Origin of the sequence: Moorena sp. SIO1G6, from assembly GCF_010672795.1 — a bacterium.
In the GTDB taxonomy this organism is placed as follows: domain Bacteria; phylum Cyanobacteriota; class Cyanobacteriia; order Cyanobacteriales; family Coleofasciculaceae; genus Moorena; species Moorena producens.
Genome location: NZ_JAAHFZ010000017.1, coordinates 15,367 through 30,159, shown reverse-complemented (window position 1 = coordinate 30,159; position 14,793 = coordinate 15,367). Strand labels below are relative to the sequence as shown.

Sequence of the window (14,793 nt, the reverse complement as noted above, 5' to 3'; positions counted from 1 at the left end):
CATGATATGACGTAAAACAAAGAACATAAGCTGTTCGCGTAGCGTGTGTGTAGCACATAAGCTGACGACTAAATGCTTACGATAGCACTAGAGCCCCTACTCATTGCACAATAGAATAGTTATTTGCTCTTTCCCCTACTATGCCAATTGTCCTAACTGATACCAAAAACTTACTCTGTGACCTAATTGCTCAATATGGCTCCCGTGTCGATTACTTAGCTATTCGCTTAGAAGAAGCCGAAGGAACTAGCATTTTATTACGGGGTGACAAGATAGAAACCCTTAGTGAAGGTCTTTCTATCGGTGGACAAGTAAGAGCATGTTATAATGGAGGATGGGGTTTTTCGAGTTTTAACCAGCTTAGCGCTATTAAAGAACGAGTCGAAGACGCGATCGCAGCAGCTAGGATTGTGGGTAATCAAGAAACCACCCTTGCTCCCATTGAACCAAGACAGGATGTTTGTCAGTTACCCCTGACTGGTACAGACCCTAGACAAATTCCCTTGGCGCAGAAGAAAGCATTATGCGATCGCTACAATCAAATTCTCAGAAGTTATGACAATAGCATTGCTACTACTTCTGTCCGGTATGGGGATGTTAACCAGCGCATCATCATTGCTACTTCCGAAGGTACCTTGATAGAGCAATCTTGGGCAGATCTGGAAATGCGTTTTGCTGCTACTGCTCGTAATGGCGATAGTGTCCATACTGGTAGAGAAACCATTGGCTCTCGCCAAGGCTATGACGACCTGACCAATCTTGATCAACAAGTCCATGGAGCAGCTCAACGTGCTGTAGATGCTCTATCCTTACCACCTGTAACTGGTGGTAATTATACAGTAGTTATCGACCCCATCCTGACTGGTTTGTTTGTTCACGAAGCCTTTGGACACCTTTCTGAAGCCGACATGGCTTATGAAAATCCTGACTTACTAGAAGTGATGAGTATAGGGCGTCGTTTTGGCTCAAAGGAGTTGCAAATCTTTGATGGAGCTGCGACCCAAGGACACCGGGGTAGCTATTTCTACGATGATGAAGGCACTCCAGCCACTACCACTCAGTTGATTAAAGATGGTGTATTAGTTGGACGTCTTCACTCCCGTGAAACTGCTGGTAAGTTAGGCGAAACCCCTACTGGTAATGCTCGTTGTCTCAATTACCACTATCCCCCGATTGTTCGGATGACTAATACTTGGATAGGACCCGGAGCTACTCCAGTAGCCGACTTATTCGATGATATTACAGTAGGAGTCTATGCTCGAAATTGGCTAGGAGGTATGACTAATGGTGAAATGTTTACCTTTAGCGCTGGAGAAGCTTGGATGATTCGCAATGGTCAAATTGCTGAACCTGTGCGAGATGTCACTCTTTCTGGTAATGTGTTCAAGACCTTAGCTGATATTGAAGCTATTGGTGATGATTTCTATTGGGATGAATCCGGTGGCTGTGGTAAAGGTGGACAAAGCGGCTTAGCTGTAGGTTGTGCAGGACCAAGCTTAAGGATTCGGAATGTGGTAGTTGGTGGAGAAATTGAAGGTTGAAGGTTTGGAGGTTGAAGGTTGAAGGTTGAAGGTTGTCTGTCAGAATGAAGAATTTAGAATGAAGAATTTAGAATGAAGAATTTAGAATGAAGAATTTAGAATGTAAAATTTAGAATGTAAAATTTAGAATTTAGAATGAATTATACATTCTGGTTGTTCCGTACTTGTTATCCTAAATAAACAGTCTGTAGTCTGTAACAGGGAAAAGCGGCTCTGGAAATAACAGTGGTCAAAGGCCGTATTCAGAAAATTTTATCAGTTAAATAGCCTAATTTTCCCTGTAGATTAAGCTTTATGAGCTTTTTAACGGCAATTATAGCATAAAAGGTACTGAAGAGCCAAAATTCTAAATTCTAAATTCTAAATTCTAAATTCTAAATTCTAAATTCTAAATTCTAAATTCTAAATTCTAAATTCTAAATTCTAAATTCTAAAATGTTGAATAGCCTAATTTACCCTGTAGATTAAGCTTTCTGAGTTTTTTAACTGGAATTTTAGCATAAAAGCTACTGAAGAGCCAAAATTCTAAATTCTAAATTCTAAATTCTAAATTCTAAATTCAAAAATATCGAAGCCTATTCTCTGTGATTGTTATTTAATCCGGAATTCCCTACAACTGCGGCAACAGTAATGACTATGCAACGGTTGGTGATATCACCTGCACAGCGTCAAGACCAAGGGATTGTTTTAACTGATGCCCAACAGCATTATCTAATTAGAGTGTTGCGGCTGAGAAAGGGCGATCGCTTTATTGCTATGGATGGAGAGGGTGGCTGGTATGTTAGTGAGTTAGAAGGTGATTTGACTCAAGCTAAAATTGTCGCATCTGAGCACATTCAAACCGAATTGCCTAAACAGGTAACCTTGATGGCTGCGATGCCTAAAGGGAGTGGATTTGAGCAAATTTGTCTGATGGCAACGGAGTTGGGAGTGACTCGGATTGTGCCGTTGAAAAGCGATCGCACTTTACTCAATCCTAGTCCTCAAAAGCTCCAGAGGTGGCGGCGCATCACCCAAGAAGCAGCAGAGCAATCAGAACGGGAAGTTGTGCCGAAAATTCTTGAACCTGTTGACTTTTCCGATAGTCTTCATTTACCGGAAACCCGAGAAGCCTATCGCTATATTTGTGTAGCTCGGGGAAAGGCTCCCCATCTACTCAATTGCTTATTAGATTTACGATTAGGATTGGATACTGGTCAAACAGACCCTGCTCAACATCCTGGCATTGTCATTGCTACCGGACCGGAGGGTGGTTGGACAACTCAAGAGCTAGAACAAGCTACTGCTGCTGGATTTATAGCTGTTTCTCTAGGAAGTCGCATTCTTCGAGCTATCACTGCTCCTATTGTTAGCTTGTCTATAGTAGCAGCAGCGTCGGAGTCATCAGTTAAGACAAAAGGTGATAATTTTGCTTGAGCAATTGACAACATGATCCGCAACTGAGCCAATACACTGGGTTTGTCCATGATTCAATTCAATTACTATAGCGCTAGTTTAAGTGTGAAATTAAATCTAATCAATCCATACAACCCTTAACTCCTATAAAAGGGTAGCGCTAATAAAATTTTATCACCAAATTTTACAAAACTATAACGCTATATAAACTAACTAAAAAATAGCGCTAGATAATTTTTGACTTGACTAAATCGCTATTTAAAAAATAAATCCAATTACTTGATATATCCCTTAAGCCCTAAATAAGGTTAGCGTTATACTATAGCTTCCATAAATCCCACAAATAAATTAGCGCTATAGTAAAACCTTAATCCCAATCATCCCATATAGTCTTTACCACCCCTAAAAAGCTAGCGCTATTTAAATTGCCTGATTCACTTTGTAAAAATTTGTAAATATTTCCCACAACCAGAAATAATGTGCTATGCTAAGTATAGCGCTAATTAAAGGAGCAAAAAAAATGACAGTGGTCGGAACTACCCAAGCAGCTTTTCTTCTAGGGATTTGTGTCCAACGAGTCCGTCAACTTCTCAAAAATGGCAGAATTAAGGGCGCTCAAAAAGTTGGCAGATTTTGGCAAATTCCCCTATTTAATGGCTTGCCCAAGGTCAGTCCCGGTCGCCGTGGACCAAAGGGAACCTGGAGAAGAGGTTTCCAAAAGGTGGCCACTTACGTTCATGTCAACCAGAACGTCATTAGGCAAAATAAAAAGAACAACACCTACGAGCCTGTCCTAACCGTCAAACAAGGTAATCGCAACACCTACGGTCATTATGTAGAAATCAAAGGACCGTCTCGGTTGGTTTATCAGCCCAATTGTCCCAAGGATTGTGGAGCTACAGTGTGGCTGGAAGTTGATCCTTCTGTGGAAATTTTGACCAAACTTTTTGGCTAGTGGGACTTTACTATTTTTGGGTCTGTTTAGGGGAACTAGCGGTGAATCGTTCTCCCAATCTGGGGTGAGCGCTCATGTGAGTGTAAGATTTTGTCAAACTTTATTGGCGCTGATTGCTTTTAAGACCTTCAAAATTTCTGCCTTCTGCCTTAAAAAGATAAGCAAAGTACTTCACCCAATTAAAAACTGCTATACTATTTACTTATATAAGTATACCTGCGGCATGTAGGATAGAGTTTCATCAGCAATCTTGATCTATATAAAAATTTATTTGGGATAGAAAGAGAGACGCTTCTTCTATCAATAACTTGGGAACTGCTTATAAAGTTATTTTTTGTCGTTTTACCGAAAAGACTTTTAGACTGTGACAAGTAATTTTAATTCAAATAAAACCGTAGTTGTTGCTAAATCGGATAGGGCTGACTACACAACAATTGCGGATGCGATTAAAAATGCCCAACCTGAAACCAGAATTTTAGTAAAGCCAGGGATTTATAGAGAAAGTATTGTTATTGATAAATCTCTAGAAATTTTAGGAGATGGGAAAGTCTCCGATATTGTTATTGAGGGCACTAATCTGAACTGCATTCTGATGCAAACAGACTATGCAATAGTGCGAGGCTTAACTTTGCGAGAATGCAGTGTAGGTGTGTGTGTCCCCAAGGGAGAGTTAATTCTTGAAGATTGTGATCTGACCGCCTATGACTGTGGTATAGTTATTTGTGGTTCTAAAGCAAATCCCATTATTCATCGCTGCTGTATTCATGATGGGCAAGGTAACGGGATTCAGATTAAAGATAATGGTCAAGGAGTAATAGAAGACTGCGACATCTATGGCAATACTTATCTAGGAGTGCAGATCACTACAGGTAGCAATCCCATGCTCCGTAACTGTCGTATTTATGATGGTAAAGGAACCGGAATTTGGATTACAGACAATGGATTAGGAACCCTAGAAGACTGCGACATCTATGGCAATACTTATCCAGGAGTGTCTATTGATACAGGTAGCAATCCCATTATCCGTAACTGTCGTATTTATGATGGTAAAAGTTTCGGAATTTGGATTACAGACAATGGATTAGGAACCCTAGAAGACTGCGACATCTATGGCAATACTAGTCTAGGAGTGGGGATCACTACAGGTAGCAATCCCATTATCCGTAGCTGTCGTATTTATGATAGTAAAAGTTTCGGAATTTGGATTACAGACAATGGATTAGGAACCCTAGAAGACTGCGATATCTATGGCAATACTGATCCAGGAGTGCAGATCACTACAGGTAGCAATCCCACGCTCCGTAACTGTCGTATTTATGATGGTAAAGGATACGGAATTTGGATTAAAGACAATGGATTAGGAACCCTAGAAGACTGCGATATCTATGGCAATACTGATCCAGGAGTGCAGATCACTACAGGTAGCAATCCCACTATCCGTCACTGTCGTATTTATGATGGTAAACAAACCGGAATTTGGATTAAAGACAATGGATTAGGAACCCTAGAAGACTGCGACATCTATGGCAATACTTATCCAGGAGTGTTTATTGATACAGGTGGCAATCCCATGGTCCGTAACTGTCGTATTTATGATGGTAAACAAACCGGAATTTGGATTACAGACAATGGATTAGGAACCCTAGAAGACTGCGACATCTATGGCAATACTGCTCCAGGAGTGTGTATTGGTACAGGTAGCAATCCCACGGTCCGGCACTGTCGTATTTATGATGGTAAACAAACCGGAATTTGGATTACAGACAATGGATTAGGAACCCTAGAAGACTGCGATATCTATGGCAATACTGATCTAGGAGTGCAGATCACTACAGGTAGCAATCCCACTATCCGTAACTGTCGTATTTATGATGGTAAAGGAACCGGAATTTGGATTACAGACAATGGATTAGGAACTATAGAAGACTGCGACATCTATGGCAATAATTACGGAGGAGTTGATATCGATACAGGTAGCAATCCCATGATCCGTCGCTGTCGTATTTATGATGGTAAAGTAAACGGAATTTCGATTACACACAATGGATTAGGAACCCTAGAAGACTGCGACATCTATGGCAATACTGATCCAGGAGTGTATATCAATAAAGCTAGCAATCCCACGATCCATCGCTGTCGTATTTATGATGGTAAAAGTTTCGGAATTTTGATTATGGACAACGGATTAGGAACCCTAGAAGACTGCGATATTTATGGCAATACTGATCCAGGAGTGCAGATCACTACAGGTAGCAATCCCACGCTCCGTAACTGTCGTATTTATGATGGTAAAGGATACGGAATTTGGATTAAAGACAATGGATTAGGAACCCTAGAAGACTGCGATATCTATGGCAATACTGATCTAGGAGTGCAGATCACTACAGGTAGCAATCCCACGCTCCGTCACTGTCGTATTTATGATGGTAAACGAAGCGGAATTAGGATTAAAGACAATGGATTAGGAACCCTGGAAGACTGCGACATCTATGGCAATACTGCTCCAGGAGTGTTTATTGGTACAGGTAGCAATCCCACGGTCCGTCGCTGTCGTATTTATGATGGTAAACAAACCGGAATTTGGATTCAAGACAATGGATTAGGAACCCTAGAAGACTGCGACATCTATGGCAATACTGCTCCAGGAGTGTTTATTGATACAGGTGGCAATCCCATGGTCCGTAACTGTCGTATTTATGATGGTAAACAAACCGGAATTTGGATTACAGACAATGGATTAGGAACCCTAGAAGACTGCGACATCTATGGCAATACTGCTCCAGGAGTGTGTATTGGTACAGGTAGCAATCCCATTATCCGTAACTGTCGTATTTATGATGGTAAAAGTTTCGGAATTTTGATTATAGACAACGGATTAGGAACCCTGGAAGACTGCGACATTTATGGTAATTCTTATGAAGAAGTGGGGATCACTACAGGTAGCAATCCCACTATCCGTCGCTGTCGTATTTATGATGGTAAACAAAACGGAATTTGGATTACAGACAATGGATTAGGAACCCTAGAAGACTGCGATATCTATGGTAATACTGATCCAGGAGTGCAGATCACTACAGGTAGCCATCCCACGCTCCGTAACTGTCGTATTTATGATGGTAAAAGTTTCGGAATTTTGATTATAGACAACGGATTAGGAACCCTGGAAGACTGCGACATCTATGGTAATACTTATTCAGGAGTGTATATCAATGAAGCTAGCCATCCCACGCTCCGTCGCTGTCGTATTTATGATGGTAAACAAACCGGAATTTGGATTACAGACAATGGATTAGGAACCCTGGAAGACTGCGACATCTATGGTAATACTTATTCAGGAGTGTATATCAATGAAGCTAGCCATCCCACGCTCCGTCGCTGTCGTATTTATGATGGTAAACAAACCGGAATTTGGATTACAGACAATGGATTAGGAACCCTAGAAGACTGCAAAATTTATGGCAATAATAGTCTAGGCTTGGAAATTAATAATAATAGTAATCCTACTTTCCGTCGCTGTCGAATTGAAAACCATCCTTTTCCAGGAATTCAAATTGAAGAAGGATGTAATCCATTGTTTCGTCGCTGTATTCTTAGGAGTAATAGACCATTCTATTTAGGAATTGCTGGTATACTAAGTCTTTCTATTGCCCTACCTGTAGCTATAGCTAGGGGTTTGGTAATTACTCCTACTATAGCTGTAGCCTTAGCTGTGATTGGATTTGTATTTTACAAACTGCGTAAAAATAGGTTTAATAAACAATATATTATCGAAATAATATCTCTCACCCTAGTATTAGGCGCAAATTTAGGATTAACTTTTTTGCTAAGTTTTAATATTTATAGCTGTTTAGCTTCATTGGTAACGGGTTTGCTCTGGCAAAGTAGGCTTTTTAAGCCACTTTTTAAGCAATCTAAGTTAATATCTAAGTATCAGATTGATAGATTGCCTTAATTAAATTATTTTTACCTCAACTATGTCCTAAATTTTGAGGTATAATCAGTTTTAAAGACTGGGCAATTATCAATAAGCATAGGTTAATGACATGAGGTAAATTCGGATAACTTTTTCAGTCCAATTCGTTGACTGTCGGATATTTCAGCAATTTTTGATGATCGTGCCTACACACAAGAGGTGTTGATCTCGCTATCATTCACATTGGCAAGCTTAAGCTGTGGATAACTATAGCGCTAGTTAAGGCTTTAGCCCAATTAGTTTGCTATCGTAAATTTTAACAATTTGGGATGATCGCGATCGCTTTTAGCGGAAGCTGAGGCCGTAGGCCACGCTTTGCGAACGCTTCATCGCGTAGCGTGACTGCATTTCAATCGCACTAGCAATCACAATGCGCGACAGTTATCGGAAATTCCAGCAATTTTGGAGTCGGCGCGATCGCTTTTAGCGGAAGCTGAGGCCGTAGGCCACGCTTTGCGAACGCTTCATCGCTTAGCGTGACTGCATTTCAATCGCACTAGCAACAGCAACAAAGCCGTGAAAATCCTTTACTATCGTAAATTTTAACAATTTGGGATGATCGCGATCGCTTTTAGCGGAAGCTTCGCTTCATCGCGTTAGCTTGAGCAACGCGCGATAGTTATCAAAAATTACAACAATTTTGGATAATAGCGATCGCGCCTTGTTAATCAGCAAAGTGTGAAAATCCTTTACTGCCGGAAATTACAGCAATTTTGGATAATGTTGACTACCGCAAATTCCAGCAATTTGGGATAATAGCGATCGCGCTAGCAACAGCAACAAAGTGTGAAAATCCTTTACTGTTGGACATTTCAGCAATTTTGGCTAATCACGATAGTGCTAGCAACAGCAACTTCGATGAAAATCCTTGACTGCCGGAAATTACAGCAATTTTGGATAATGTTGACTACCGCAAATTCCAGCAATTTGGGATAATAGCGATCACGCTAGCAACAGCAACAAAGTGTAAAAATCCTTTACTGTTGGACATTTCAGCAATTTTGGCTAATGTTGACTGTTGGAAATTCCAGCAATTTGGGATAATAGCGATCGCGCCTTGTTAATCAACAAAGGGTGAAAATCCTTTACTATCGTAAATTCTAGCAATTTTCGATAATCTTGACTGTCGCAAATTTCAGCAATTTCGGATCATCACGATAGCGCTAGCTTAATTAACTTCAGTCGAATTCATTCACTGTTGGAAATTTCAGCAATTTTCGATAAGCGTGCGATGCTAGCTATTAGCATCCTATTCCTAAACTATAGCGCTAATAAAAATTGCTCAGATTAGGCGGGGGTTAACTATAGCGCTAGTTTAATGAGTTTCAGCCCAATTGATTCACTGTTGGAAATTGCAGCAATTTTGGATATGACTGGATGTTATTTATCAGCCACTTTGGAGCAGCATTACCTGTAGCAATGGTTAACCTAATTTAACATAATTAACCTAATTTAACAAAAATTTATATCAATAGCTGCCACCTATAGGTGTATAATAGCATAAATTATTATTTCCACAGAGAATAACAGCCTCAAGCCATTATCAATCAAACTGAACAGCTGTCAGTAGGTTAATCAAAATTAGATTAATCAAAATTAGGTTAATTGATGGCAAGAGATTGATTAACCTTAAGTGCAGTAAAAACACTCGACCCAGGAGCAGGAGAAATCTAAGCTATGACATTAGATGTCTTAAAACGCTATAACACTCAGTTAGGTTTAGCGCTATGCTTAGCCATTAGTGGAGCGTACGCATTTTCAGTAAAGCAAGCTAATGCTCAGATTACTCCTGATACTACGTTACCGACCGCCGAAAGGTCTTTGTTTGACCAAAGGTCGGGTCAAGTAAATGGAGAAATTGTTGATCTAATTAAAGGAGGAGCAATCCGGGATATCAATTTGTTCCACAGTTTCCTAGAGTTTAATGTCTCAGAGGGGCAAAGGGTTTATTTTGCTAATCCAGCTGGGATTGAAAATATTATTTCTCGGGTAACTGGTGCGAATCCTTCTAATATTCTTGGCACCTTGGGTGTCAATGGTGGAGCAAATTTGTTCTTGATTAATCCCAAGGGGATTTTGTTTGGGGAGAATGCCAAGCTTGATGTATCCGGTTCTTTTGTAGGCACTACTGCTGATGGGATTGGGTTTGGTAATCAAGGAGTGTTTAGTGCTTCTAATCCAGAGCCGCCTTCGCCATTGCTGACGGTTAATCCTAATGTGTTCTTCTTTAATCAAATTCCCAGTAATATTACTAGTCAAGCTAAGTTGGAGAAGCTGGCGGTTGATAACCTGTTGTTACTCGGTGGTGATGTTGAGGTTATCGAAGATAGTAAGATATCGACTAATCTTCGAGCCACGATCAACCGATATCCAGCCAATGCACATTATGGGCAATTTTTTCTTGCGCTTACCCTGGACATGATATGATTTGACATCATAGTATTTAAAAAAAAACTTTAGCTGTCCGGCAAAAGAAGCCCCACACCTAATGCGTAGCATAGGTGTGGGATGAATTTTGCACAGGGTATTATAAAATTGCTATAATATATGTACTGATAAACAAAGCCGTTCGCGTAGCGTGGCCTACGGCCTTAAATGCTGGTTTGTCAGCCACTTACGTGCCTAAAAAATAGAACTTATTGTATTGTTCCGGTGGGTCGGGGCATCCCGTGTCGTTAATAAAGTAACCCGTGTATCCGAACGCGCCCCGCGTCGGCGAAAGCCGATAGTGATGGCTGGAGTTGGTAAGAAGCCCACACTGTAATCTTCGATGAGCGTGTGGGAGTATGTCACTGACTTAATAAATCTCAAAAAAGTTAAAGGTTAAAAGGGAAAGGTAAGCATATGCGCTACGCGCACACTACTTGAGGTGCGGTCAGCTATCAGCCAACGGCTGACCGCTTATGGCTGATAGCTGAATGCTTACTAAAATTGTTCTTAGAGTACCTCAGTCATCAACCCACTGCAATTGCAACAGCTGCTCCAACAAACCAAGTAACCGATCCTGGTCAATGGGTTTCGGTAGAAAACCTTCACAGCCCAGCATCTGACTCTGTTTCTGAACTATTTCAAAAGTACGGGCTGAAAGGGCAATGATCGGCACATTTTTCAGATCAGGTATTTCCCGCATTTCTGGCACCATGGTAAAAGCAGTTTTGACGGGCATGAATAAATCAGTCAAAATCAGATCGGGTCGGATCGCTATGGCGACATCCAATCCCTGCTGACCATTTTCTGCGGTTACCACTTCAAAGCCTAAGGGTTCAAGCATGTTGAGTAATACCAACCGATTTTCTTTGTTATCATCCACCACTAGCAGTTTGCGTCGTTTTCCGTGGTAACCCATCACAAGACCTGCAATATTCCGTTTTGCTTCGGTAACTTTAACCACAGGTAAGGCAACATCAAACCAAAACATTGACCCCTTAATTAACTCACTTTTAACGTTTAGTTGGCTTCCCATAAATTCCACCAACTGCCGAGATATGGCTAAGCCTAAGCCGGTTCCAGCTGCCCGATATTTGCTATCCCCCGTTTGTTCAAAGGGTTGGAAGATAGTCTCTAATTGTTGAGGGCTAATTCCTATCCCGGTATCAATCACCTCGAAGCGAATCGTCCGATGTTGGATTTGGGAATCTTTCCCCTGATCAAGGGAGGTAGGGTTTTGGTCTTCAATCACTCCAACGTTGAACGTTACATTGCCTTGGTCGGTAAATTTTACTGCATTGTCTAACAAGTTGATCAGTACCTGTCGGAGCCGTTTCTCGTCTGCCTTAACACCAGTCGGTAAGTTAGTGTTTTGTTCAAATCTCAACACAATATTTTTTTCACTAGCTCGCATGCGGATGATTCCAACAACTTCCTCTAAGAAGGTTAGTAAATTAAATTCTGTGGGATACAGTGCCATTTTGCCAGCTTCGATTTTAGATAAGTCTAAGATATCGTTGATCAAAGTCAAGAGATGGCTACCGCTTTTCTGAATGATTTTTAAGCCTTCGAGTTGCTTGGCGGTTAAATTTCGTTCACCTTTGGAGGCGGCTAAAGCCGCATCACGTTGGAGAATTTGAGCATATCCTAGAATACCGTTGAGGGGAGTACGGAGTTCATGACTCATGTTAGCTAGGAATTCACTCTTGGCTTGGTTAGCTACTTCTGCTTTTTCTTTAGCGTCTTGGAGATAGGCATTTTGTTCAGCGAGGGTTTTTGTCAAAAAATATAGTTTTAAATGGAGCCTGACTCTAGCTAATACCTCTTCTTGTTCAAAGGGTTTTGGGATATAGTCTACTGCACCTAACGATAATCCTTTTATCTTATGGTTTATATCAGCAAACGCGGTCATGAAAATTATGGGAATATCTTTAGATATTGGATTATTTTTGAGTTTTTTGCAGGTTTCAAATCCATCAATAACGGGCATATTTACATCTAACAATATGAGATCAGGGGGTTCATACTCTACTTGTTCAATAGTTCCTTCACCATCCATTTCCACTCTGACTTGAAACCCAGCACTTTCCAAAGTTTTGTAGAGAAATGATAAATTATTGGGATTATCATCAACGATTAAAATTGTTCCAGTGTTTGGTGATTGGTTCATTTTCACTTATTGATATATTTCCTAATCGCCAAGGTATGATAGCAAGTCCGGAGGTGCGCTTGACCTTGGCGAATTTAATTCGCCAAGGTCAAGCGCACCTCTTAATCACTTCCTATTCAGGGAAATTGTGACTTGTTACTTATTACTCGTTACTTGTTACTTGTTACTTATTACTCGTTACTTGTTACTTGTTATTGTGTAGTGCAAGCATCTTGTTAGCTGACTATAGGCTAGTCAGCGAGACGCTCACACTCCAGTTACACATTTCGGATGTTCCGAGATCAGTGTTCCACCGGAAATGATCTGACTTGGCTTAATAATCTCTTGAAGCTGATCCTCGAAGACAGGGAATAGGATTTTCCGTTGACGGCTGAGTGTATTCAGTCAACCGTTAACAGTTAACCGTCAACACTACCGATTGCTGATTAGCTCGCCGAAAGTCGAGATCAACTAGTGTATTGATTCAGTCATGGGATAAGCTGAAATCATCCCCCCTTTGTCTAGGCTTTTGTCTAGACTTTTCTCTACGCTTATGGTTACCTCCTCTTGGTCGTCAATTCTCTATATGTATACTTCCCCTTCTGTAACTCATAAGTAACACCACAAAATTGAACTGAAGCAATTTTCGGCTCTTGAGTTATGCCAAATGGTTTGAATCCTGAAAACAGCTCTAGCAACACCATGCAAGATATCAAATCTATTTCCCTAGCAATTTTACTATTGGCTTCCGTTGTATATCTGCCAAGCTGCAACCTTACTGGGGCTAAGAACAACTCCAACTCAACTAGTAGCTCTCCTACTAAAGTTTTAGATCAAACCCCTGATGCTCGTCTGGTGGAGGAATTGACAACTAGCTATCTCAACAAAACCCCAGCTAGGGGAGTTGCGACTCAGCTAACCGTTGAACAAGCCCAGGCTTTGCAAGACCAATTTGTACAACAGTTGAGCTCTAGTTTAGGAAACGTTGTAGGTTACAAAGCTGGACTGACTAATCCTGCTGCTCAAGAGCGCTTCAAAGTCTCTGAACCCATACGAGGTGTACTTCTCGAAAAGATGTTGCTCAACAGTGGAGCGGTTGTCTCTGCCAACTTCGGTGCTCGACCTGTATATGAAGGAGACTTAATCGTTAGAGTTGGTAGCGAAGAGATTAATAGTGCTACTACCCCTAGGGAAGCTTTAGCTGCTCTTGATGCCGTCATTCCCTTCATGGAACTACCAGATTTAGTTTATGACCCAAAAGTGAATCTTGATGGGCCTGCTTTGGTAGCCATTAATGTCGGTGCTCGCTTGGGAGTTTTAGGAACACCGATTCCTTTATCTGCTACCCCTGATTGGGAAGAACGATTAAAAAATATAAAGATTGTAATTGTAGATAAGGCTGGCAATGAGTTAGCTGTTGGTAAAAGTAGTGCTTTATTAGGAAATCCGTTACAGGTAGTACTTTGGTTAAAAGATTCTTTGAAGGCATCAGGTAAAGTTTTGAAGAAAGGCGATTTACTGTCTTTAGGCTCCATGACTCCCCTAGTTCCTGTTAAATCTGGTACTACTATTCGTGCTCAATATATTGGATTATATCCCAAAGAAAAGGTAGAAATATCCGTTAGTTTTGAGTAATATCATGTCGGGTATAATAAAGGGAATAGGGAGTCGGGAGTCGGGAGTCGGGAGTTGGGAGGTAAGCATTCAGCTATCAGCATTAAGCTATCAGTTAATGCGCTACGCCCACGCTGCGCGAACAGCTTTTGACTAAAACAGGTAAGTATTAGTTTAATCTATTTTATGTCAGCTGTTCCCATAGCGAAGGAGGTTTATTTTAAGCTGACGGCTGACAGCTGACGGCTGAATGCTTACTGATTAATTAAGCGGATTTACTATTATCTGATCAGTTTCCGAAACTGGGAGATTTGCCGTAACCATAGCCAACCTAAGACGCTGCCAATGGCATAATAGAGGAAATCCCACCATACAAAGGTAGTTCCTAAGATGAATTTACCGATTAAGGAAGCACGAATCGGGGCTAAGAGAGGGGTTTGCCAAAGTTGTAATAATTCTAGGGCACAGGTAATGCTAAAAACTACTAAGGTAATTCTGGTTATTGCTTGGCGATTGGGGATAATAAAAAATATCAATAAACACCAAAAAATCTCATATAAAATAGCACCAGAGTAGTCATGAACCCATTTTTCTCCAAGACCAGAGTAATACTTGGAAAGAATCCCTAATGGTGTGATAATCAATAGGGATAGGATAATGAGCCAGCGTTGATGAGTAATTTTTAATAGTTTAGTCATTAACGGATTAGACAAATGAATTGAGTGCTGAGGGCGTCAGT

General features: G+C 40.8%; 10 protein-coding genes. 8 read left to right on the top strand and 2 right to left on the bottom strand.

From position 1 onward, the window contains the following. The first annotated feature begins 140 nt into the window (after window positions 1-140). From F6K63_RS17775 to F6K63_RS17750, 6 genes are all read left to right on the top strand, one after another. Window positions 141-1,541, top strand: a complete 1,401-nt coding sequence (locus F6K63_RS17775) for a TldD/PmbA family protein (RefSeq protein ID WP_287312790.1) — start codon at window positions 141-143, stop codon at window positions 1,539-1,541. Between the two features lie 636 nt (window positions 1,542-2,177). Beyond that, the gene (locus tag F6K63_RS17770; protein ID WP_287312818.1) at window positions 2,178-2,957 is read left to right on the top strand and encodes a 16S rRNA (uracil(1498)-N(3))-methyltransferase; all 780 of its coding nucleotides are present in this window, start codon (window positions 2,178-2,180) and stop codon (window positions 2,955-2,957) included. Between the two features lie 499 nt (window positions 2,958-3,456). Beyond that, on the top strand, window positions 3,457-3,891 hold the full coding sequence (locus F6K63_RS17765) for a helix-turn-helix domain-containing protein (RefSeq protein WP_008191437.1): 435 nt from the start codon (window positions 3,457-3,459) through the stop codon (window positions 3,889-3,891). Window positions 3,892-4,255: 364 nt separating this feature from the next. Then, the gene (locus tag F6K63_RS17760) at window positions 4,256-7,843 is read left to right on the top strand and encodes a right-handed parallel beta-helix repeat-containing protein (RefSeq protein WP_287312789.1); all 3,588 of its coding nucleotides are present in this window, start codon (window positions 4,256-4,258) and stop codon (window positions 7,841-7,843) included. Window positions 7,844-8,577: 734 nt separating this feature from the next. Continuing rightward, window positions 8,578-8,736 carry a hypothetical protein gene (locus tag F6K63_RS17755; protein ID WP_287267749.1) on the top strand — a complete coding sequence of 53 codons (159 nt, stop codon included), beginning with the start codon at window positions 8,578-8,580 and terminating at the stop codon, window positions 8,734-8,736. A gap of 805 nt (window positions 8,737-9,541) precedes the next feature. Beyond that, on the top strand, window positions 9,542-10,291 hold the full coding sequence (locus F6K63_RS17750; protein ID WP_287267751.1) for a filamentous hemagglutinin N-terminal domain-containing protein: 750 nt from the start codon (window positions 9,542-9,544) through the stop codon (window positions 10,289-10,291). A 520-nt stretch (window positions 10,292-10,811) separates the two neighbouring features. On the opposite strand, the gene F6K63_RS17745 is transcribed toward F6K63_RS17750, so the two are convergent. Further along, a complete protein-coding gene (locus F6K63_RS17745) occupies window positions 10,812-12,461 on the bottom strand; it encodes a response regulator (protein ID WP_287267753.1) in 1,650 nt (549 codons plus the stop codon). A 639-nt stretch (window positions 12,462-13,100) separates the two neighbouring features. Between F6K63_RS17745 and F6K63_RS17740 the strand changes: the two genes are divergently transcribed. Both F6K63_RS17740 and F6K63_RS17735 read left to right on the top strand, forming a co-directional pair. Beyond that, window positions 13,101-14,075, top strand: a complete 975-nt coding sequence (locus tag F6K63_RS17740) for a 2-keto-4-pentenoate hydratase (RefSeq protein WP_287265342.1) — start codon at window positions 13,101-13,103, stop codon at window positions 14,073-14,075. A gap of 4 nt (window positions 14,076-14,079) precedes the next feature. Continuing rightward, a complete protein-coding gene (locus F6K63_RS17735; protein WP_267872132.1) occupies window positions 14,080-14,211 on the top strand; it encodes a hypothetical protein in 132 nt (43 codons plus the stop codon). Between the two features lie 124 nt (window positions 14,212-14,335). Here F6K63_RS17735 and F6K63_RS17730 read toward each other — a convergent pair whose 3' ends face one another. Further along, a complete protein-coding gene (locus F6K63_RS17730; protein WP_008191443.1) occupies window positions 14,336-14,752 on the bottom strand; it encodes a ribosomal maturation YjgA family protein in 417 nt (138 codons plus the stop codon). Window positions 14,753-14,793: the final 41 nt, after the last annotated feature.

Bases quoted from the DNA above. Each gene is read 5' to 3' on its own strand.
- F6K63_RS17775 (WP_287312790.1), top strand. From the start codon at position 141: ATGCCAATTGTCCTAACTGATACCAAAAACTTACTCTGTGACCTAATT.
- F6K63_RS17770 (WP_287312818.1), top strand. From the start codon at position 2,178: ATGCAACGGTTGGTGATATCACCTGCACAGCGTCAAGACCAAGGGATT.
- F6K63_RS17765 (WP_008191437.1), top strand. From the start codon at position 3,457: ATGACAGTGGTCGGAACTACCCAAGCAGCTTTTCTTCTAGGGATTTGT.
- F6K63_RS17750 (WP_287267751.1), top strand. From the start codon at position 9,542: ATGACATTAGATGTCTTAAAACGCTATAACACTCAGTTAGGTTTAGCG.
- F6K63_RS17745 (WP_287267753.1), bottom strand. From the start codon at position 12,461: ATGAACCAATCACCAAACACTGGAACAATTTTAATCGTTGATGATAAT.
- F6K63_RS17740 (WP_287265342.1), top strand. From the start codon at position 13,101: ATGCCAAATGGTTTGAATCCTGAAAACAGCTCTAGCAACACCATGCAA.
- F6K63_RS17735 (WP_267872132.1), top strand. From the start codon at position 14,080: ATGTCGGGTATAATAAAGGGAATAGGGAGTCGGGAGTCGGGAGTCGGG.
- F6K63_RS17730 (WP_008191443.1), bottom strand. From the start codon at position 14,752: ATGACTAAACTATTAAAAATTACTCATCAACGCTGGCTCATTATCCTA.